The organism is Synergistaceae bacterium, from assembly GCA_017443945.1.
Taxonomy (GTDB): Bacteria; Synergistota; Synergistia; order Synergistales; family Aminobacteriaceae; genus JAFUXM01.
On sequence record JAFSXS010000016.1, the window covers coordinates 1 to 22,579 of the forward strand.

Consider the following 22,579-nt stretch of genomic DNA (forward strand, 5'->3'; position numbering starts at 1 on the left):
AAAAATTTTGCATGAACGCGACTCCAGACTATTAACGGGCGGGCGGGTGGGACTAACCAATTAAAACGCGACTCTAAATCTCCTGTGAAGGTTTTAATTATGTAGCGAAAAACTTTTTATAAACGCGATTCCAAATATTAATGGGTGTACAGAACAAAACTTTAACGCGCGACTCCAAATCACTTGTGTTAATTGCCATATGTGAGAGAAAAATTTTGTATGAACGCGACTCCAAATATTATAGTCAGCACATTTTAATAGCAGTAAAAATTTTTTGTGTCAGCACCGCAAATTATGTTATACGTGTTTATGACGCGCAGCCGGTTCCGGTTGTAAAAAGGTTTTCGCCTTTGAATTTGCATTTATAGATTTTGAAGTATTTTCACTATAATGTGCGGACAGATACAAAACATGCATTAACTACCCATTTGCAGCGGGAAAAAATTTTTTGAGAATCACGAAAGGGGGAGCCCCTAAAGCCCCTCCCCCTTACCCCCTCCCACCCAGTAACGCGCCATTTAATATGAACTCATGCAATAAAATCGTAAAAATAAAGTTTTCCGCTATAATATCACAAAAAGGGGCTGAAAAACTTATGACGATATTATTTGCGTTTATAGGAGTAAGCATATTTTTATTAGGCCTGTATCAATGGGCGCAAAGCGGTGCAGGGTTATGGCGCATTTTTTCACTTAAACGCCGCGAGAAAGAATTAACCCGCGAAGAACGCAAAGAAATAGACGATGAAGTCAAGAAATTAGAAGAAGCAACAGACAGACGACTCAGCACAAGTTTTAGAATCCTTGCATGGCTGGGCGTGTTCGTGTGGCTTATTCTGGGAGTTACGATGATTCTTGACATGTTCGGAATAGACTGGATTAACACAATCGGCACTCATGCAAAAACTTACTGGGCAAGACCAGGCGCAGTGTCAGATACAAATACAATGGGACGTAATGACGTGCTTAGAAATATGGGCAACAGTTTACGACGCTAACGAGGGAGACTCTTACATGATTAAATTAATGGTATTCGACCACGATATGACAATAGTAGACTCAAGTTATGCCATTATGGAAGGCTTTAACAGTGTAGCGCGTCATGAAGGTTTGCCGGAAGTCTCGCACGATCTCACGATGAAATATATTGCTACACCTATCCCGACATTTTGCGAGGGCTTACTCGGTGAATATCGTCCAGAATGGATAAAATTATATCGTGAATACAGCGTAACTCTTGAGCGCGAATTAATAAAGCCTTTCCCGGACACAATAGAGACTCTGCAAAATTTACGCGCAAAAAATATCAAACTTGCAGTAATTTCTAATCGCGAACATCCCAGCAAAGTTTTAGAGCGCACCGGGCTGGCTAAATATTTTGATGTCATTGTAGGAGCGTTAGAACCTTACGGAAGACTCGAATACAAGCCTAATCCCGCAATGATGAATAAATTATTATCAGATTTAAATATAAGTCCTGACGAAACGATTTATATAGGCGACTCAGATATTGATATAGTTTTCGCTATGAATGCAGGAGTCCGCAGCGTAGGAATTACAACGGGAAATTTTACGGCTGAAGATTTTAATTTAATGGGAACTTGGCGCGTAATAAATTCATTGAGTGAGCTTAATGCAATACAAGAATAGTTTATTACAAGAGTTAGGCCCGTTATCAGCATACGGGGAATATACAGAACAGGCTTTACAGGCACAGGCGGCGAAAAAATTTGTTCCCGTCAATCACTTGGCCGGAGAGTTAAGCCCATACTTGCAGGCACACGCAAAAAATTTAATCGGCTGGTACACTTGGGGCGCAGAAGCATTCAACGACGCAAAACGCGAGGACAGACCAATATTTTTATCGATTGGGTATTACTCGTCTCATTGGTGCAGTGTTATGGAGCGAGACTGCTTTAACGATCCTGAAGTAGCCGGCTTCATGAATGATACTTGTATTCCCGTAAAAGTTGACAGAGAAGAACGCCCAGACTTAGATAATTTATATATGGAAATCTGCCGGATTCAAAATGGTTCAGCAGGTTGGCCGCTAAATATTTTCATGACTCCTGAGGGCTGGCCGTTTTTCTGTACGACTTGGCTTCCCAAACGAACGCGCGGACAAGTTCCCGGAATGACTGAAATTTTACCGCGAATAAAATGGCTTTGGCACATGCAGCGCGATGACTGCGAAAGAACAGCTAATGATTTGCGCGAACTCGTGAATGAAAAATTTAATTTGCGCTCAGGAGGTAAAATCAGGCGTTACACAGCGTTTGAAGCTCTTGACCAGATGAGAAAAAGTTTTGATATTAGATTCGGAGGGTTTAATCACATGCCCAAATATCCGGAAATCAATAAATTAATTTTTCTGCTGAGAATGGCCGCAGACGAGAACGCAAGCAAACGGGACAAATCAGACGCTTTCACAATGGTAGATATAACTTTGCGGAGAATGTGGCGCGGGGGGATTCATGACCATTTAGGCGGAGGCTTTGCGCTTTATTCGACTGATGAACGCTGGCACGTCCCGCACTTTGAAAAATTATTATGCGATCAAGCGATGATTTTATTAGCTGCCTCACTTGCTCAGGAACAGAACGCTAATTCATTTCACAGGTTAATTGCGGAAGATATAATTTTTTGCATGGGAAAATATTTTTCTGACAATGCCTCATATTCGCAGGGTTTCAAGAGCGCGATTAATTCCGACAATAAAGACGGTGAAGGGCGTTATTACATGTGGACGGAAGACGAAATAAAAGCTAGTTTGCCTGAAGGACTCGCGGGTTTATTTTCTGCTGCTTACGGAGTATTACCGGGCGGAAATTTCGGTTCAGAGCTGGCCGGGACTCAAATCGGCGAAAATATTTTATACGAGGCTTCAACGGTGAGCGAGCTTGCAAGACGTTACGGACTCAAGGGTGCGGAAGTTGCGCAAAATATTTCGGAGTGCAGGAGAATTTTATTAGAGTCTCGCGATAAAAGGCAGCTTTTGACGGACGATAAAATTTTAATGGACTGGAACGGACTAATAATCGGAGCTTTAAGCCGCGCAAGTTGTGCATTTGACCAGCCGGAATGGAAAGATTTAGCAGAGAGAACAGCATTATTTTGCGTGAAAACTTTTGCTGATAAGTCGGGAAAATGGTCGCGCAGATGGATAGCAGGCAAAACCGGAATTGACGCAAACGCCGCTGATTACGTTTATTTATTATGGGGCATTATGGAACTCTACAAGGCCGCAAAAAAATTCAACGCAGGCGAGAAACAATTAAATGATTGGCTCAAGAACGCGCAGAATCTAGCAGACTCGTTGATAAAAAATTTCTGGGACGAGAAAAACGGCGGTTTATTCCTGATGAATGACTCAAATATTTCAATGCGCATGAAGTCGGGTCAAGACATAAATAATTTGCCGAGCGCTAATGCATTTGCTATTACTGCATTGAATGAACTTGCACACGCCTTAGAAGATAAAAATTACAGCGATTATGCAGCAAAAATAATTTCATGTTTTGCCCGTGAAGCTGCATTGAATCCGTTAAATTATATTTCGCTAATAAATGCCGGACTTGATTTCACACCGTTTAAGCCAGTCAAGAAAGAAGAGCCGGTTAAAGTTATTCCGACTGATGAAGAGCTTAACAGAGAGGAAGAGCCGGAAATTAAGCCCGATGACAAGAAAGAATCTAAATCCGCCGATAAACCTAACAGGACAGAGCGCAGGACGAGACGCACAGAACGTTCGCAAGCTCATAGACCTGAAAGACGGACTCGGCGCGAAAGATAGAAAAATTTTTTAATGGAGGTTGTAAAGTTGAGAAAAATTTTTAGCAGGTTCGCAGGAGTAATATTTATTCTTGCGTTATTCACAGGTTCAGCAGGTGCGGCGGGTTATCGCTTTGATGACTTGTACGGCCCCAGCGGAATCAGTTATCAATGGATGGTAGTTAATGAATCCGGCACATTCGGAGCGACTCATCAGACAGCTATTGACGTTTCAAGCGATTTAGTATTATCAGATTTGGGCGTTGTCAATGTAATTAACGGCACTCCAGACTCTACTGTAATATCGAATCGAAATTTAAGCACTTTATTTCTTGTATTGAGCAATGGTTACGGAGAATTTAGCATGGATATTCATTCACCGCGCGTAACAGGTGAAGCAGTAACCGGTAACATAAATTTTGGATCTTCAACGAGTGAGTCAAGTGCGTCATATATTGACACTGTTACAGCAAATGGGCCAGTTTCGCGTGATGGTTATGACTCGCAGTGGTCTTCGTATACTTTCAAGCTGACACGTCAAACAGGGAGTCAAAATCGTTATGATACAGTCAGGCAAGTTTTTAATTATCAGCAAAACCCTTCTGGCACAAGCTCGCAGGGAATTAATAAACCCGTTGTAATCGCAAATGTAGTCAACGGCACTGCAACCGATGAGGCTTTAGAATTGCGTATGACTCTGCGCGACTCGTCCGGTAATGGAAATATTGTAGCTTATCAACACGATAAATGGGACGCTCAGAACTCAAAGACTACTACGTCAGAAAATTGGATATTAGCTCCTGTTGAAAACTTGAACACAGATACAAGCCGGATAAATTATTATCTCACTACAGAAGTAATAAATCACACATCAGTAAGATACGGTGCTGAAGATGCGTCAAGTGCGTGGTTGTTCCCAAATTACTGGAAATTTGATATTCCGCGTTATCAGGGCTTGACAGATGTAGAGAGTAATTTTTTGCTTGATGATCAGAGTAATATTGCCCCCGGACTCGCCAGCGTTTTTAGGCGCACTTACAATTTGAACGAGAAAAACATTAGGCCACTTAGAGTTTATGCAGTTGACGATAATAGACGTAACGGCATGTGGGACTTAGTCTTGAATCATAATATTTTATTCGTCAAGCAAATTAGCGAGAAATACGAATACGGCGGGGAAGCAAGTTTTAATCAGATCGAGATTACAGCCTTTGAGCCGAATCCCTCAAGCCTTACATTTTATGAGACTCTAGCACTCACAACCGGCAGCACAAAAACTATAACTCCCGCTTCAAGTTTCCAGTCAAGCGCAATAACTAGAAATTTACCGACAGCAGAAGCAATCGAATATTTCACGATTAATCACTCTATCCCCAGCAATATGCGCACTTCAACGAATGAAATATTAATGCCGCTCTTAATCACGATTAATATTCCGGTAACGCAGATACAAGATAAAACTTGGTGGAATACTCTCGTGAATGAATATCGCTCTAACGGCAATATCGAGAATACTTTTGCCAACAACATGAACATTTACTTAATGGCACAAAATAATAATATTCTCAACATGACCGAAGAACTGCAAAGAGTGGGGGCTTATTCCAGCCAGGTAAAAATTTTTGTTGACGAAGAACGCGGCCGCGCAACTGCAGATAATGACAAAGGAGTAATCACAATAAGTTTTGTAATATTCCTGATGAACGGCACAAGAGACGGCACAAGACCTGAATTAAGCATAGTTTCTGACACATCAAAAAGTTATATAGCAGTAAGAGACGGCACAGAAGATAATAATTTAGACATGCAGATTTTCATTGCTCCGTCAGATTATTATCACAATCCGTCAGTAACTCCTACAGATCCTGCAATACCTGCAGAACCAACCGGAGGCGGCGGCGGAGGCGGTTGTAACGCAGGATTTAGCATTTTATCAGCGATGACGATTTTATTTGCGTTAAATTTCAGGAAGGAGAGAAAAATTTAATTATGAAGCGGATAATTTTACTTGTTTTAGGCTTGATTTTGCTTGTGAGTCCGGTTTATGCAGCTACATATCAAGTCGGCGGGATTGATTACGGGACATTAGACGAGGCTTGTACCGCTGCAGTTGACGCGGAAGACAGCGACCCTGTATTTAATTTTACAAGTACATATGACCCATCGGGCGTAATTTCGATTTTGACTGAGTCAATATTTGAAGGCACGACAGAAATATCATTATCGGATTTTACGAGCGTAACATTTTCCGGAACGTTTAAATCATATTCCGGTGCGCGTCATTTTATCGTAAATAATTCGAGTCTGACTATAAATTTTTCGGGAATAACTTTCACGGGAAATTCCGGAGGAGGCGTTAAAGTCGAGGCAGGAACAGTAACTTTTTCTGGAGTAACATTCAGCGGCATTAACGCAGGCAGCAACAGCTATGATGATTCTAACGGCGACACGATAACGGATGACACTAACGGCGCATTACATCTCGCGGGCGGGACTGTTACATTTTCCGGCACAAATACATTTTCGGACAACACAGCAGTAAACGGAGGCGCAATTTATTTAGCGTCAGGGGTTGCTCCTACGTTTGAAGGCACTGCGACATTTACAGGCAACAAAGCAACAGAAAACGGCGGAGCAATTTATGCGGATTCAGGTTCGACTCTGACATTCACGAGCGCACCGGCAATGACCGGAAACTCAGCGACAAACGGCGGAGCTGTCTATGTTAATGGAGGCACATTAAATTTCAACGCAGATGCAACTCTCGGAGGCACGAGCGCAAATGCAAACTCAGCAACAAACGGCGGAATATTTTATATCGCGTCAGGCACGATAAATTTCAATAACGCTGTAACCTTTGCAGGAAGTTCAAACGCAGGGACAACAAACGGAGGCGCATTATATCTCGCAGGCGGTACAGTTAATTTCGCAAGTACAAGCACATTCACAAGCAATAAAGCATCAGGCAGCGGAGGAGCAATTTATTTAGCAGGAGGAAGCGTAAATTTTACCGGTGAATCTATATTCGGTCAGACCGCTTCAACTCCCAACACTGCAAATAACGGCGGTGCTTTGTGCATAACCGCAGGCACAGCAAATTTCGCAGGATCAGCAACTTTCAGCTATAACAGTGCAACTAACAACGGCGGAGCTATTTTCGTATCAAGTGATGCAAATATGCCAAATTTCGAGACTACAGTAAATTTCGAGAGAAACTCGGCCGGTTCTGCTAACGGAGGCGCAATTTTTTACGGAGCGTCAGATCCTTTCGAGCTTACAAACGTTTATAAATTTTCTAACAATACGGCTGCTAATGACGGAGGCGCAATTTATTCCGAAAGCGCAAATATTGATATAGCTGACGTAAATATCTCAACGCGAAATACTGCAACAAACGGCCGGGGCGGTTTTGCAGCTTCAAATTACGGCACTATCACTGTAAATAATTCTTCGTTCAGTAATCAGCTTGCTTCATCAGGAGGCGCATTGAGTGCAAATATTCTCAATATAACGAGCTCTGATTTCACGAGCAACACCAGTACAGCAAAGGAGACGAACACTAACAAGGGCGGCGGTGCAGTCAGCGTTATAACTTCATCGGGCGGCAGCTTGATTCTTAATTCCGTAAGATTCACATCAAATACAGCAAATTACAACGGAGGCGCAATTTTTACGAATAATGCAGACGTTACAGCCGAAAATGTTTATCTCACAGCCAATAAGACAGCACAAACCAGCAACAACCACGGCGGAGCAATGAGTCTTGAAGGAAGCGGGACAAAATCTCTCACTCAAGTAACTTTTGCAGAAAATGAATCATATTCCGGCGGTGCTGTTTATGGTTATGGCGCATTAAATATTACAGAAAGTTATTTCCGCGATAATCACGCAGTTAGTGAAGGCGGAGCAATCTACTATAATCAAACGGGAGGAACTAATAATTTTTCTCTTGCGAGTTCAATGTTCAGCTCTAATGCAGCTACAGCAGGCAGAGGCGGAGCAATTTTTGTATACGCGGACTCCACGTCAATTGAAAGCTGCACGTTTGACCAAAACAGCGCGATCAACGGCACTAATGCAGAAGGCGGAGCAATTCGCATTAACGGCGGAACAATTACTAACTGCACATTCACTCGCAATCAGGCTTTAACAGGTTCAGTAAATTCACGCGGGGGAGCTTTGGCGGTCTATGGAACTGTAACAGTAAGTAGCTGCACATTTACTCTTGATAACACTGCAACGACCTACGGAGGCGGAATTTATATCGGTCAGGCTTCGACATTGAGAGTCAACGGCACAATTTTAGTAGGCAACGGCGCATCAATCGGAGCTGATGTTTATCGTGATGACGGAGCAACAAGAATCTCACTCGGTTATAACAGAATCGCAATTTACGGTGCGGGCGGAAATAATACTTCATGGGTTACGGATAACGGTGCGGACACTGATAGAGAAAGTTCGAGCTGGTTGACTTCGACATTTTTCGGATCTAATACTCTTTCTGTGAATGCTTATAACGGCAGTGATACAATACCGCCCTATATCGGCGCAAAAATCGCACCAGACGGCCAAGTCAGAATTTTAACTATGATGCTTGCTGAAGTTACTTCACTCGCAGAAGAAGACCGCGCAACAAATGTAATCCCGTATGAATTGCGTTATAATTATCCCCGCTATGATGAAAGAGGCGTAGACAGACGCGCAACAAATACAAAATTAGACATCGGCGCAACTTTCTTTGACGGCACTAACCCCAGCGATGGCGACGAGCTTTCAAGTTACACAGTCTCAAGTATCGTAATGAGCGGTATTCCTAACACGTTAAAATCTCCCGGACAAACTGCAAATTTAACAGCTCTTGTGCGTTACACAAATGGACGCTCGGCCTATGCAGGAAATAGAACAGGTGAAGAAAAAGTTACTTGGTCAAGCTCGAATCAAAATATTTTGCGCATTGACAATAACGGCGTAATAACAGCATGGCAGACCCCCGGCACAGCTTATATAACAGTAACGACTCAGAGAACAGGTTCAAACGGTTTGCCGGCTTCTGACATGAAAGCAGTAGTTGTTGACTATCAAGCATCAGAAATGAATTTATCTGAAGCCTTTATCAGAAATTTATACACTTATAATCAGAGTTTATACGAATATGATATGTCAGTGGCTGTAGCGTCTGCAAATTCTTCCGTTCTTGCAAATTCTTCGTTCAGATCAACATTTGCAAATACATGGGGGAGTCAGCCTTCATTAATTGCCAATCTGACCGAAAATGCAGCCTTCAGCACCGAGCCGCAATATAATTTAACTGTCTCGACCGCAGCAAATGAAACTTTCCATAAACCGGGCGTGAAATTTGCATATTCCGGAAGTAATGCGGGTGATTTAATGCCGGTTACTTACTCATGGTCATTTACGGGCGCAGAAGCAAAAGAAATTTTCGGCTATGATTTCGCGGACAAGACAATGAATGCAGCTCTTGCGTCAGAAATTTTCAGCAAGGTACAAATAGATTTTGCAAGTTCGAATCAAGCATGGCACGTTATGCCCTCGTCAAATGTTACTGCAAGTACGGCGCATTCTGCTGGTATTCTTGCGCTTTCTCAATCGGACAGCGGACAGGGGATTCGCATTGATTTAACTGTATATCTTGCAAATGTTGCGGGTAATGCAGGAATCGTGAATAATTTATTAATCGTCCCTGATGGCGTTAGAGATTCAAATTTAACCGGTACAATGTGGATGACTAAATATGTTCAAAGCAGCAATGTAACTCCTGAGAATCCGACTCCTACTCCTGATACAGGCAATAATAATACTACCAGCGGAGGCGGTGGCGGCGGCGGTTGTAACTCTTTAGGGCTTGGCCTCGTTGCAGCAGCTTTATTTATCATGAAACGTAAATAACGTGTGTTTTTCCTCCTTTTTTTGTTTGGCAGGTTCTCTCGTGTAAAAGCGGGGGAACTTGTTTTTTTCTCGACCGAGCTGACTCACAATAAATTATGACTTGCCATTATCGCCGGGAATATGCAAAGGGTAATCTTATGCACTGAATCTATTCCGCAAATGCAAAAGTGATTCTTTGAACGTGTATAATTAAGTTTGCTTAATAAATGATATACTATTCAGAAATTTTTTGAAGGAGTGATTACACTTGCAGAAAAAATTAAGTGTCGGCATTCTCGGAGCTACAGGAATGGTCGGACAGCGTTTCATTCAAATTCTACATAATCACGCGTGGTTTGATATAAAAGTTATTGCAGCCTCACCCAACAGCAAGGGAAAAACTTACGAGGAAGCAATGCAGGGCCGTTGGTTACTCGATGAGCCTATACCAGAAAACGTCAAAGCAAAAATTTTAGACGATGTCAACGACGTTAAAGGCATAAGCGAGCAGGTTGATTTTGTCTTCAGCGCAGTAAACATGACTAAGGATGAAATAAAATCTATCGAGGAAACTTACGCGAAAACAGAGACCCCCGTCGTATCCAACAATAGCGCGCATAGGTGGACTCCTGACGTTCCCATGATAATCCCCGAAATTAACCCCGAACACGCAGAAGTCATAAAATTTCAGCGCAAAAGACTCGGCACTTCACGCGGATTTATCGCCGTCAAGCCTAATTGCTCAATACAAAGCTATGCACCGGCCTTCGCAGCGTGGAAAGAGTTCGAGCCCTACGAGTCAATAGTTACTACATATCAGGCGATTTCAGGCGCAGGAAAAAATTTCAACACTTGGCCGGAAATGGTTGGGAATATAATTCCATACATCGGCGGCGAGGAAGAAAAAAGCGAGAAGGAACCTTTGCGAATCTTCGGGAAAATTCAAGATGGAGTAATCGTCCCTGCAAATGAACCTGTAATTTCTGCACAGTGCGTAAGAGTCCCTGTCTTATACGGCCACACAGCAGCAGCCTTCGTGAAATTCAGGAAAGCTCCCCCCAGCAAAGAGGTCTTAATCGAGAAATTAAATAACTTCCGGAGCCTCCCTCAAGAATTAAAATTACCCTGTGCACCCGAACAATTTATTAAATATTTAGAGGAAGACAACAGACCGCAAGTCGCACTTGATGTAAATTTCGGCGGCGGAATGGGAGTAACAATCGGAAGACTCAGACAAGACAATATTTACGACTGGAAATTTATCGGGCTGTCTCACAACACTTTACGAGGCGCGGCAGGCGGTGCAGTTGAATGCGCAGAACTATTAACAGCGCAAAAATATATCGAGGCGAAATAAAATGATCAACATCGCTATATTAGGTTTCGGCACAATCGGCAGCGGGGTCGCAGAGGTCATCGAGAAAAACGCTAATGAAATAAAAAACGTTCTCGGCGATTATCTTCACGTAAAATATATTCTTGATATCCGCGATATTCCCGGAGCTGTCAACGATATAAATATAATCGTCAATGATCCCGACGTTAAAATTATCTGCGAGACTATGGGCGGAAAAGAACCGGCCTACACTTACACGCATTTAGCACTTGAACGCGGAATTTCTGTCTGTTCATCAAATAAAGAACTTGTTGACGCATTCGGAGTCGAGTTAAGCGCAATTGCCCGCGAACATAACTGCTCATATTTATTTGAGGCCAGTGTCGGAGGAGGTATCCCGATAATCAGACCTTTACGCGAGTCATGCGGTCATGAAAAAATTACTCGTATTGCCGGGATTCTTAATGGCACATGCAACTACATATTAACTAACATGAAGGCCGGAAAAAGTTTCGACGATGCATTGAAGGAAGCTCAAGAAAAAGGTTTTGCAGAACGTAACCCCGCAGCCGACGTTGAAGGCCACGACACAGCGAGAAAAATTGCGATTCTTGCCTCGTTAGTGTCAGGTAAAAAATTTTCGTATGAGCAGGTAAATTGCACGGGCATAACGCAAGTTACTCAAGACGACATTATCAGCGCAGAAAATCAGGGCATGACAATTAAATTATTAGGCGTTTACGAGTCAGAAGGCCCATATTTGACTGTCGCGCCGTATTTAGTCCCGCAGTCGAGTCCCCTCTACGGTGTAAATAATGTCTTCAACGGGATTATGATTCATGGGACTATAGTTGATGATTTAATGTTTTATGGACGTGGAGCCGGAAAATTACCGACAGCAAGCGCAGTAGTCTCTGATGTAATAGAATGCGCAAAGAATCTCGGACGCAACATAAATAATAATTTCGCCGACCTTCAGCCCGCAGAAGTCAAAGCAAGTGAAGACAACAACGCAAAATTTCGGGTGCTTGAATAAATTATGAAAAAAGTAGTCAAATTCGGCGGTACTTCATTAGCTGACTCTAAACAGTTTGAGAAGGTCAAAAATATAATTCTCTCTGATTCTTCGCGGGGCTATGTTGTTCCTTCAGCACCGGGCAAGAGAAACAGCAGCGACATCAAGATAACTGACCTGCTTTATAAATGCTATGAGCTTGCGAAAAAGGGGAAAAATTTTTCTGAAGAGTTCTCAATGATTCAAGAGAGATATAACGAAATTATCAGAGATTTAAATCTTGATCTCGACTTGAGCGAAGAATTTAGCAAAATTGAAGTAAAATTGCTGAATGAACCTGAGAAAGATTACACAGCGTCAAGAGGCGAATATTTGAACGGTCTTATAATGGCGAAATATTTAGGCTTTGAATTTATTGACCCGTCAGAAGTAATTTTCTTTGACAACGCCGGAAATTTTGAGTCAGACAAGACAAACGCGGCATTAAGTGCAAGACTCGACTCTGTATCATGTGCAGTTATACCGGGATTCTATGGGATTAATGAAGCAGGAAATATCACAACTTTTTCGCGGGGAGGCTCTGATATTACGGGGTCAATCGTTGCGAGGGCGTGCCGTGCTGCTGTTTATGAAAATTGGACTGATGTATCAGGCTTATTAATGGCAGATCCCAAAGTTGTAGATAATCCCGCTGTCATGAAAATTATCACATATCGTGAACTGCGCGAACTTTCATACATGGGAGCAAGCGTTATGCACGAGGATGCAATTTTTCCCGTCAAGAAGGCCGGAATACCCATAAATATCCGCAATACAAATAAACCCGATGACGCAGGCACATGGATAGTAGCGAATACTGCAAGACGTTCAAAATTTATGATAACGGGCATAGCAGGACGTAAAGATTTTTGCTCGATAATAATTGCAAAAGATTTAATGCACTCTCAATCAGATTTTTATCGCAAAGTAGTACAGTGTTTCGAGGAAAATAATATCCCGCCTGAACATTTGCCATCAGGAATAGACACAATGACGGTTATTGTTCAGGAGTCAAAATTTATCGAACATGAGCAGGAAGTCTTAAGGCGCATAGCAAAATTTGTAGAACCTGATTCGCTTGAAGTTGAGTCGGGCATAGCATTAATTGCAGTTGTCGGACGCAGCATGAAAGCTCAAACGGGTACGGCCTCGAAAATTTTTCAAGCACTTGCAGAAGAAAGAATCAATGTCCGCATGATAGATCAGGGAGCTTCGGAATTAAATATTATCGTCGGAGTATTAAATGAAGATTTCGAGCGCGCTGTCAGGGCAATTTACAACAAATTCGTAAAATAATAAATCCCCCCGGCTTTGTGAGTCAGGGGGAAAAATTTTTTAACGTTTTCTAGCAGCAATCAGTAACGGCATAAACAAAGCAAATATAATTATTCCGGAATTACAGCCGCCTCCTCCGCTTGAACCTGCCGAATTATTTTCGGGATTAGTGGGATTAACGGGTGTAACGTCGTCTGAGATTCTTGTTTCGGGATTATCGGCATTTGCAGCTACATAAAATTCGAGTTCCCATTTTCCGTCAACATTTCCGTCGCCGATTAAGATATAAGGTACTCCATCATCGCGGAAGACTTCAATAAATGCTGTTTTGTTCGTATTTCTGCTTGTTGCGTCTGCCATTAACACGATAAAATCGAGATATAAATAATTATCGAGAATAAATGCATTCACGCAGTCATTTGCAGTAATTGCAGCCACATTAGCGCCTTTATTATTTATGGCCGTGAATAAATTTGCGTCCTGTTCCTTTGTTGCTGCCGAACGCACCCAGACCGTCGCAAAATTTGCAAATTGATTAAATAATTGTGATGAAGTCGTTGCAGAATTAAGACTCTCCCAGCGACTCGCGAGCAAAGAGTTTTGACGTGAAATCTTGAATCTTATCGAAACGGGCTGTATTGCAATTTCACGCGGTGTATAAACATCTTTTGAAGTCGGGAGGCCGTCTTCAGTGAGATTATCATAATCAGGCACTATATCATGACTCACACGTGCTAAATCGTTCGTGCTCTTGCTGATCTTAAACGGGGTTATTGCGCTTGAACCAATATAAGTTTCCTGCGGAGTAACTGCGCTTTGATCTGCAGGAACCATAACGGGAGGCAGCCCCATTAAATTTGTAAGCTCATAATTAGTCTCGTCGCTGTTCTGGATAACGTCAACAAACTGCATATAGAATCCAAGAAGGCCCGCGCTGCCGTCTTGAAGATTTATAGAATTTCTTGTAGTTGACTGGGGAATCATGCCGGAAATGCGTTTATATTTCAGCGTTAAATCTTTAGGGTTTGCATTATTGTATTCGTATTCATAGAGTCTGTATGACGCGCTTGTGTCGGTGCCGAGTGTAAGCGGGAAATCATTGCTGTAAACCGTAACGAGTCCCGGAGCAATCTGGCTGTGAGCGTCGAGCATAAAAGCGTTCGGCAAAGTTCCATATACGTCCGGCGTTAAATCATATTCCCATTTTGACGGAACAATAAAATTATTATTTCCGCCGAAATTTGTATACGGATAAAGCAAATATCTTGTGCCGGTTCTGTTAGTGATTCTTGTCTCGATTTTATAATTAACGGGCGAAGAATTATACGGAGTCATTGTGTAAAACGTTCCTAAATCCTGAGTCTTGTTTTGCTGAGCGTCCCACGTAAATTTTTGGCGGCCTACGATGTCATTGCTTTGACTGTAAATTATCATGTCAAAAATTAGCGGATTGTTTGAGGCGTTTCCGTTCGAGACATTTGCAATAACTACCGGAATAGTAATAGCTTCGCGGAAATTGCTGTAACCGTCTGCTAAATTTGCGCGCTGTCTGAATGTAAGATAACCTAATTTGCTGCCGTAAGCACCTGAATTATCAGAAATGTTAACTCTTGCTGTGTGATATTCGCCTGGGTTAGTTAAAGTTTCCTGCGATGGATTAATTGAGACGTTGTAATCACTGCCGAAATTAAATTCTACATTCTCGTAAACTCTTCTGATATTGCACAAATATTTTATTGATGTCGAGCTTGAGTCTTCGAGGGTATAAGCGATTTGGCCGTTTGCGTCATAAATTTTTGTGTCGCCGCTTATCGTGTAAACAAGTGTATTGCTTGAATTATAAACGTTGTCGTTTGAGATAGTGTATACAAGATTTCCGGACGTGTCGCTAATTTCGGCGTATTTATCTCCTGACAATGAGAGAGTGTAATTTTTTAAATATTGCGTGTTGCTGCCTGTTCCTGTTCTGACGTAAATATCTGCGCTGTTAGTGTTAGTTGCTCTGCGTTCGATTACCCAGTGAATAGGTTCATTAATTGAGTCATATTTATAATTCTGCCACCAGCGTAAATTTGAATTTGTCTGCCATCCGTACCAAAATGGGAAGTGCCGCGCGTAAGCATTGCCAAATTTCACGTTAAATTCTGCTCTGCCGTCAGTGGTAACTATGCAGAAAGATTCGACTGGATCCGGGTAAATGTCATAATACAATGGATTAATATAATTTCGTGAGATCCAGTTATTATAAGGCTCAGGCTCTTCGGCGAAAATATAATTAAAATTGTTCACGATGTCGGCAGCTGTCGAAAAAGGTATTTCGGGAATTTCTCCGCCCATTGTCCTGCGGTAGACTCTTCTCGTATTGTCAGTAGTATTTGAGTAAAGTATTGTGTGATAATAATTTTCGTAGACGGTCGCAAACCATTGAGGCCCGGCAACAGGTTCACGGCGTGAAGCTCCTGTTACGTCTCTAAGCTCATAAAAGAATCCTACGTCAGAGCTTCCGTAATGTGAGTAGACATCGTTTAAATATCTTACGTCTAAAGAGTCCGGGTCAATGTGGTACGGGTCAATATAATACGCTGCCCATGCAGAACCGGACATAAACGCGAGAATTAATACTAGAGCGCAAAAAATTTTTCTCATGATAATAAATCAACTCCTGAAAAAATTTTAATTTGGGATTCCTATATAACTTACAGCAATATCGCCGCCGTACTCTGGTGATAGGTCTAATCCTTGTTTCATTCTGTGAAAAGTTACAGTTTTTGTCGCACGCACAGCAACGCCGAGAACTTCGCCCGAATCACAGTCAAGCCCCGAAGGAATATCAACCGATACAACGTGTACGGCCAATGAATTTATTGCGTCGATTACGCGTTTATAAATGCCTTCGACAGGACGATTTAAGCCCGTTCCGAAAATTGCATCAATGCAGGTTTCACAGCCTCGTAAAGCGTGTTCGAAGTCCTCAAAATTTTCGTCATTAATTGTATTCAGCACTTCGGGAGCAAGTTTACTCATGACTCGCAAATTAGTCTTGAAATCTTCGCTGCCTTTTTTGGGATCGCCTACTATATAGACTCTTACGTCCTTGCCGAGAATGCATAAGTGGCGTGCAACTGCGAGTCCGTCTCCGCCATTGCTGCCTGGTGAACAGACTATAGCGAAAACTGCATAATCTCTGACTTCATTTATAACGGCGATTGCGGCATTTTCCATCAAGAGAATACCAGGGATTCCAAAATCTTCCATTGCTCGGCGGTCTGCTTCTCTTGCTTCTTTGCGTGTAAAGGCTTCCGGCGAGTGTACGTCATGATAAATTACTTCGCGATGAAATTCGTCGGGGTCATAAAAATATTCAAGCTCGTTATCAAATTCAGGGGGCATATAAAAATTTTCTCTCCTCCGTTAAAAATTTGTTATAGAGATATTATATTACCAGATGAAATTATTTATCACACAAAAAAGACCGGGTACTCAATTCCCCGGCCAAGTAAATAAATTTCTAATCAACAATTTCAACGAGTATCAGAGGCTCATAAATTACACCTTCACGCAGCCAAGGCGAGACAGTGATTAAATGACTCTCAGGTACAGCAAAAATTTCTTTGCCGGTCTCGTCGTAAAAGTCTGCGATCTCGTCATCTGTTGAACTTTCTGAATCATAAGGGCAGGCGAACCAGATTAATTTTTCACCCGTCTTAGCTTTGCTGCTCAATGAAATATCAAAATCGTACTGTCCGGACTCTGATGCTTTAACAGGAGCAAGAACAGCCGCAATAATGTATTTCTTCCCGTCGATTTCCGCAATATCTCCCGCTGTAAGGCCGGAATTATTCCCCGCAAAATTTTCCGGAAACGATAATTTTTCCTGTGTTCCCGTCTGCGAAGTGCTTTTGTCAGAGGGCAAATTATCTGAATCTGAAATATTATCGCTGACATCTTCATTTATGGCGGGAGCTGCATTTAATTTTATCGTGAAGACTTTAGATACTGATCCGGCAGAATTCTTGACAGTAACTTTTACTTTGTAAGAACCCGGATTGTTATAAGTTTTTCCGGAAATCTCAGCAGGAGTTCCCGTTATAGAAGCGTCAGAGTCATTCAGTACAAATCCGTCAATTTTTGAATTTCCTGCCCACTCGAGATTATAGCTTAATGAATCGCCTTTTGCTGATCCATTCGCCTCGATTGACGCAAAATAATTTTGTCCGACTGTTGCATCAGGTAAGCTCGAAGAAATAATTGACGGTTTTACATTGCTGACTACGAGATTAAATGTCTTAGACGTTTGTTCGGTATCGTTAGCTGCCGTTAATTGAACGCTAAAAGTTCCGCACTCTGCCGGAGTTCCGGAAATTGTACCTATACCGCTGGCGGAGTCGTAATTCAGTGCGAGGCCGTCAGGAAGTCCGCTAATATTTAACGTCATCGGCATAGACCCTGAAGTCTTTATTGCAGCAGAATAATTTTTGTTAATTACGCCTTTAGATAGACTCTTTGTAGAAATTTTCGGCGCAATTCCATTTATATTGACGGTGTAAGACGCTTCTGCATAAAGTGCCGGGCTCAGATCTTCAACTTGCACTCGTACAGTAAAATTATATGTTCCTGTACCTGTCAGCTTTCCTGAAATTTTGCCGTTTGACTCATTGAGTTTTACTCCGTCGGGCAAAGAACCTTTCACGATTTTCCAGTTTAGATTTGAGGTTTTCCCGTATACTTTCACAACAGAATTATATGATTTGTTGTACACGCTGTCAGGGAGTTTGCTGGTAGTTATGACGGGGGTTACTCTTAGCGTGAAAGATTTAGAGTTATTGCTATATTTTCCAGCAGCTTTGAGGGTAAAATTAAATTCTCCTGATTGCGACGGCTTACCCGACAACACGCCAGTTTTCTTGTTGAGCTTAAGACCTGCAGGAAGTTTGCCGCCTGCTATAGTCCATGTTATAGAGCTTGGCCCCGACGCAGTGAAATTAAATAAGTAAGACTCCCCGGCTTTTGCATTTGTCAAATTTACAGGATTTATTACAACTGGATCCGGGTCTATAACTTTAAGTGTGAAGGACTTAGAGTCTTTGCTATATTTTCCCGCAGCTTTGAGAGTAAAATAAAATTCTCCCAATTTCGTCGGAGTACCTGACAATATGCCAGTTTTCTTGTTGAGCTTAATACCTGAAGGAAGTTTGCCGCCTGCTATAGTCCACGTTATAGAGCTTGGCCCCGACGCAGTGAAATTAAATGAGTAAGGCTCACCCGCTTTTGCATTTGTCAAATTTACAGGACTTATTACAACAGGATCCGTGTCTATAACTTTAAGCGTGAAGGACTTAGAATCATTGCCGGCCGAATTTGCAGCTTTTATTGTAAATGTAAAACTTCCTGACTCTGTAGGAGAGCCGTAGATTGTCCCTTTGCTGGAGTTCAATTTTAATCCTTTGGGCAATTTTCCGCTGCTTAATGACCATTTAAGAGTCTGTGTCCCATTTGCTTTTATTTCTGCATTGTAATTTTCGCCTATTTTGGCATTTTCCAGCGCGGTAGTAGTTATTGACGGGGCTGCGGCCTTGATAGAAATCGTGAATTTTTTTGACGCTTTACCAAATGAGCTGCTAACTTGTGCATTAAATTTAAACGTTCCTGTCTTAGTAGGAGTCCCGGTAATGATTCCAGATGAATTAATATTTAAACCGTCGGGCAGTTTTCCGGATATTAATGACCATGTCAGAGTGCCTGATCCAGTTGCTTTAAGCGCATAATAATATGACTCGCCGTCAACACCAGAGTCAAGCACAGAGTCTGAATTTATCACAGGCGGTGTGTTATTTTCTTTCTTTGTTACTACGAGTTTGAAAATTTTTGACACGCTCTCACCGTCATCAAAAGTTGCTGTAATGGTAAATTCAAAGCTGCCGGCCTTCTCAAATATTCCCAATAAAAGCCCAGTGCTATAAAGGGTCAACCCATCCGGAAGAGTCCCGCCCGTGTGAGTCCAAGACGCAACTTCATCAGCGTTAAACAATTTAAAACAGTAATCGTCTACTTTGTAAGTGCCTAAATATGAATCATTTAATATTTTGTGATTCTTTATATTGTTAATTGTCAGAGTTATTGACTTTGACGCAGATCCGGCAGAATTATTTGCATAAACCGTAAATGTATAAGTGCCTGCTTTCGTGGGTGTTCCTGAAATTAAATCGCCGTCTCCAGCAAGATAAAGTCCCGGAGGAAGTGAACCGCTCACAGACCAGCTTATCTTGTCCGTTCCTGAATAAGTAAATCCGGCGTTATAAGGGATTCCATTTATTCCATTGGGTAAATTTACAGTCGTTATTGAAGGCTTCTGCGCTGAATTTCTTATTATGAGAGTAAATTTTTTCTCGTCATAGAGTCCCCAGCCGCTATTATAATATGTGCCCATTACTGTAAAAGTATATGAACCTGTTTTTGTCGGCGTTCCAGTGATATAGCCGCTCTTGTTCAAAACGAGTCCGGGCGGGAGTTCTCCGTCTGTTATGCTGAAATAAAACGGGCTGTAACCTATCATATAAAGCTGCTTATTATATGATTGATTTATTAATCCGTCGGGAAGAGATTCACGCGTAAATCTCTGTAAATCCGACAAAGATGTATATCTGAAAGTTAAATGTTTCTCCACTGAATCTGTAGAATTTGCTGCCTTAACTTTTATGACTGCAAAATCGCCGCCGTCCGGCCCTGTTCCCGTGATTGTGCCGTCAGAATTTAATTTTATACCGCTCGGTAAACTTCCTTCTGTAATGCTCCATGTGATATTTGACCCAGTTGCTTCAAGTTTTGCTGAATAAGGTACGTTATAACACGAATAGGGCAGAGTCTCCGTCAAAATTTTTATTCCTGAAGTTGTGCTTGTGTCGTCTACATAAAGCGAGAAATAAACGGTGTCGCTGCCTTCTGAATTTGACGCGGTTATATCAAATCTGTACGGGATTAAACTTGCTCTTATGGGTGTGCCGCTGATTGTTCCTGTTGATGAGTCAAGAGTCAGCCCTGCCGGTAAACTGCCGCTTGAAACGCTCCATTTAATTGGCCCTGTTCCGAGTGCATAAATTTTTTCGCTGTAAGATTTTCCGAGTTCAGCACTACGCAAAGATTTTAGAGTCACGATTTTAGGTGCGATTCCTGCAATTTTCAGCGAGTAATTTTTTTCGTCATGGCCTGCACTGTTGCTCGCACTAACTGTAAATGAAAACGTACCCGATTTTGAAGGCGCGCCGGTTATAGCTCCTGTTGAAGAATTTAGAGTCAAGCCATTTGGAAGAGTCCCGCTCGAAATTTGCCATGTGATCGGGCTTGTTCCTGCTGCTGAAAGATTCTCGCTGTAAAATTCCTGAATCGAGCCATCAGATAAATAAGTTGTCTGAATTTCGGGAGCTTTGTCGTTATTAGCAGCATTTTTTACAGTGAGCGTTAAACTTTTCGAGCTACTCCCGTATGAGTTCATCGCTATAACAGTAAAATTATATGTCCCTGCTTTTGTCGGAGTTCCTGAAAGTTTGCCCGTTGCAGAAAGACTCATACCAGCTGGAAAATTTGAATTTCCGTCAAGTGCCCATGTTATAGTGTCTGATCCTGACGCTGAAAGGGTCTCGCTGTAAGGTTGATTTACAATTGCGTCGGGTAAAGAGTCCGTTATTATCGAAGGCGGAAGTTTTACAGGTGTAGGCGTACTTCCTGCGAGGATATTTTTAGCTCCGTTTACGTCAAGAAAACCGTATTTCGTATAATCATTCGCATATTTTTTATTTGCGCCGTTGATGATTGCAGATTTTATTTCTTTCGCTGTAGTATTCGGAAAAATCGAACGCAATAGAGCCGCCGCTCCTGCCACGTGAGGTGTTGCCATTGAAGTCCCGCTGTAATTTGCGTATGAATTATTCGGGATTGTGCTATAAATACTTCTTCCGGGTGCAGCAACGTCAACATATTCTGTGCTGTAATTGCTGAATGATGAACGCGAATAACTCGAATTATTATCGGCAGCAGCTACAACTATCATGTTATCAATTCCGATAAATGACGCTGGATAAGCATAACCGCCTTCTGTAGAATCATATTCTCCGACTTTGACATTTTCATTTCCGGCAGCAACACAGATAACGGCTTTATTTTTGTCGCTGAATGCCTTAAACGCTGCCCAAATAGGGTTATTTTTTATGCTTTGAGGAGTCGTATTAATATAACCGCCCAGAGATAAATTTATTGACGCAAGATTTATTTCCGGATGATCATCAAGGATTTCGCAAAGATAATTTAAAGCGTTAACTGTCCAGCTGAAAGAACCTTTTCCGTCATCGCCTAAGACCTTGAGAGATATTAATTTTGCTTGCCAGTTGACCCCGGCTACTCCGATTCCGTTATTGCCGACTCCAGCTATAGTGCCTGCTACGTGGCTTCCGTGCCCTTTCGAGTCCGAATAAGTAGTTGATGTCGTTGCAAAATTTTTGCTGTAAGTGTGAGACTCGAAATTTGCTGCTAAATCTTCATGAGTGTATGATATTCCGGTGTCAAGAACTGCGACATAAATATTTGAAGATCCTGTATAGCCTGCGTCCCAGACTGACTCCGCGTTAATGGCTTTAATTCCCCATAAATTACTGTAATATTTATCATTAGGAGTGCTGAACGCGCGAGTCTTATAATTCAACGTAACGCCGAGTACTTCAGGATTTGAGCGCAATTCTTCGAGCATTTCACTTTCTGGCTTAGCGTCCGAACGAACGAGCGCAAAAATTTGTCCCGCCTGCTTCGATAATGCCGGATAAGTGCTTACAATTTCAACGCCGATATTTTCTGCAAGCGATTTGACGTGCGAGTCTTGAAAATTGCTTTCACCTCCCATGACATTTATTGACGGTCTGAACATCACTATAAATTCGCCCGGTACATGATCAGACTCAGACTCTGACAATGAAGAATTTGTATTTATTTGCTGTAAAGAGTCATTAATTAGAGCAGGTTCCATAGACGTTATAATTTGTCCGTCTGACTCTGCATTGACTTCACCTGCCCAGACCGGAAAAGCGAGCAGGCAAAGAATCCATACAAGAATAAATATTTTATTCTTCCTGAACATGACAGATTACCTCCTTTAATTATATTTATCGATAGAATACATAAAGATTTTAGCACACAATAACAGCTAAAAAGTGGGAATAATGGGGAGTCTTTTCCGCCGCCGAGCAGGGTGGGTGGGTGGGGCGAGGCGGCGGC

At 42.1% G+C, this 22,579-nt stretch carries 11 protein-coding genes; 8 read left to right on the top strand and 3 right to left on the bottom strand.

Annotation, left to right across the window (positions count from 1 at the left end; translation table 11 throughout):
- Positions 1 to 595 precede the first annotated feature (595 nt).
- The 8 genes from IJT21_01795 to IJT21_01830 all read left to right on the top strand — a co-directional run bounded on the left by IJT21_01795 (position 596) and on the right by IJT21_01830 (position 13,342).
- Entirely contained in the window at positions 596 to 997 is a 402-nt protein-coding gene (locus IJT21_01795; protein MBQ7576980.1) for a hypothetical protein, read from the top strand.
- Positions 957 to 1,649 (top strand): HAD-IA family hydrolase, encoded by a 693-nt coding sequence (locus IJT21_01800; protein ID MBQ7576981.1) that lies wholly within the window; start codon positions 957 to 959, stop codon positions 1,647 to 1,649. The genes IJT21_01795 and IJT21_01800 overlap by 41 nt, the downstream gene beginning before the upstream one ends.
- Positions 1,633 to 3,792 (top strand): thioredoxin domain-containing protein, encoded by a 2,160-nt coding sequence (locus IJT21_01805; protein ID MBQ7576982.1) that lies wholly within the window; start codon positions 1,633 to 1,635, stop codon positions 3,790 to 3,792. The genes IJT21_01800 and IJT21_01805 overlap by 17 nt, the downstream gene beginning before the upstream one ends.
- A 27-nt stretch (positions 3,793 to 3,819) precedes the next feature.
- Positions 3,820 to 5,757 carry a hypothetical protein gene (locus IJT21_01810; protein ID MBQ7576983.1) on the top strand — a complete coding sequence of 646 codons (1,938 nt, stop codon included), beginning with the start codon at positions 3,820 to 3,822 and terminating at the stop codon, positions 5,755 to 5,757.
- Between the two features lie 2 nt (positions 5,758 to 5,759).
- Positions 5,760 to 9,677: an Ig-like domain-containing protein gene (locus IJT21_01815; GenBank protein MBQ7576984.1), complete on the top strand. Its 3,918-nt coding sequence runs from the start codon at positions 5,760 to 5,762 to the stop codon at positions 9,675 to 9,677.
- A 247-nt stretch (positions 9,678 to 9,924) separates the two neighbouring features.
- On the top strand, positions 9,925 to 11,013 hold the full coding sequence (asd, locus tag IJT21_01820; GenBank protein ID MBQ7576985.1) for an aspartate-semialdehyde dehydrogenase: 1,089 nt from the start codon (positions 9,925 to 9,927) through the stop codon (positions 11,011 to 11,013).
- Position 11,014: 1 nt separating this feature from the next.
- A complete protein-coding gene (locus IJT21_01825) occupies positions 11,015 to 12,028 on the top strand; it encodes a homoserine dehydrogenase (GenBank protein ID MBQ7576986.1) in 1,014 nt (337 codons plus the stop codon).
- Positions 12,029 to 12,031: 3 nt separating this feature from the next.
- A complete protein-coding gene (locus IJT21_01830) occupies positions 12,032 to 13,342 on the top strand; it encodes an aspartate kinase (GenBank protein MBQ7576987.1) in 1,311 nt (436 codons plus the stop codon).
- Positions 13,343 to 13,381: 39 nt separating this feature from the next.
- Here the strand turns inward: IJT21_01830 and IJT21_01835 are convergent, their stop codons facing one another.
- From IJT21_01835 to IJT21_01845, 3 genes are all read right to left on the bottom strand, one after another.
- Positions 13,382 to 15,967, bottom strand: coding sequence for a hypothetical protein (locus IJT21_01835; GenBank protein ID MBQ7576988.1), 2,586 nt, complete (start codon positions 15,965 to 15,967; stop codon positions 13,382 to 13,384).
- A gap of 27 nt (positions 15,968 to 15,994) precedes the next feature.
- The gene (locus IJT21_01840; protein ID MBQ7576989.1) at positions 15,995 to 16,711 is read right to left on the bottom strand and encodes an NAD(P)H-hydrate epimerase; all 717 of its coding nucleotides are present in this window, start codon (positions 16,709 to 16,711) and stop codon (positions 15,995 to 15,997) included.
- A gap of 118 nt (positions 16,712 to 16,829) precedes the next feature.
- A complete protein-coding gene (locus tag IJT21_01845; GenBank protein ID MBQ7576990.1) occupies positions 16,830 to 22,442 on the bottom strand; it encodes a putative Ig domain-containing protein in 5,613 nt (1,870 codons plus the stop codon).
- Between the last annotated feature and the right edge of the window lie 137 nt (positions 22,443 to 22,579).

Bases quoted from the DNA above. Each gene is read 5' to 3' on its own strand.
- IJT21_01800 (MBQ7576981.1), top strand. From the start codon at position 957: ATGACGTGCTTAGAAATATGGGCAACAGTTTACGACGCTAACGAGGGA.
- IJT21_01835 (MBQ7576988.1), bottom strand. From the start codon at position 15,967: ATGAGAAAAATTTTTTGCGCTCTAGTATTAATTCTCGCGTTTATGTCC.
- IJT21_01830 (MBQ7576987.1), top strand. From the start codon at position 12,032: ATGAAAAAAGTAGTCAAATTCGGCGGTACTTCATTAGCTGACTCTAAA.
- IJT21_01845 (MBQ7576990.1), bottom strand. From the start codon at position 22,442: ATGTTCAGGAAGAATAAAATATTTATTCTTGTATGGATTCTTTGCCTG.
- IJT21_01795 (MBQ7576980.1), top strand. From the start codon at position 596: ATGACGATATTATTTGCGTTTATAGGAGTAAGCATATTTTTATTAGGC.
- IJT21_01815 (MBQ7576984.1), top strand. From the start codon at position 5,760: ATGAAGCGGATAATTTTACTTGTTTTAGGCTTGATTTTGCTTGTGAGT.
- IJT21_01805 (MBQ7576982.1), top strand. From the start codon at position 1,633: ATGCAATACAAGAATAGTTTATTACAAGAGTTAGGCCCGTTATCAGCA.
- IJT21_01840 (MBQ7576989.1), bottom strand. From the start codon at position 16,711: ATGCCCCCTGAATTTGATAACGAGCTTGAATATTTTTATGACCCCGAC.
- IJT21_01825 (MBQ7576986.1), top strand. From the start codon at position 11,015: ATGATCAACATCGCTATATTAGGTTTCGGCACAATCGGCAGCGGGGTC.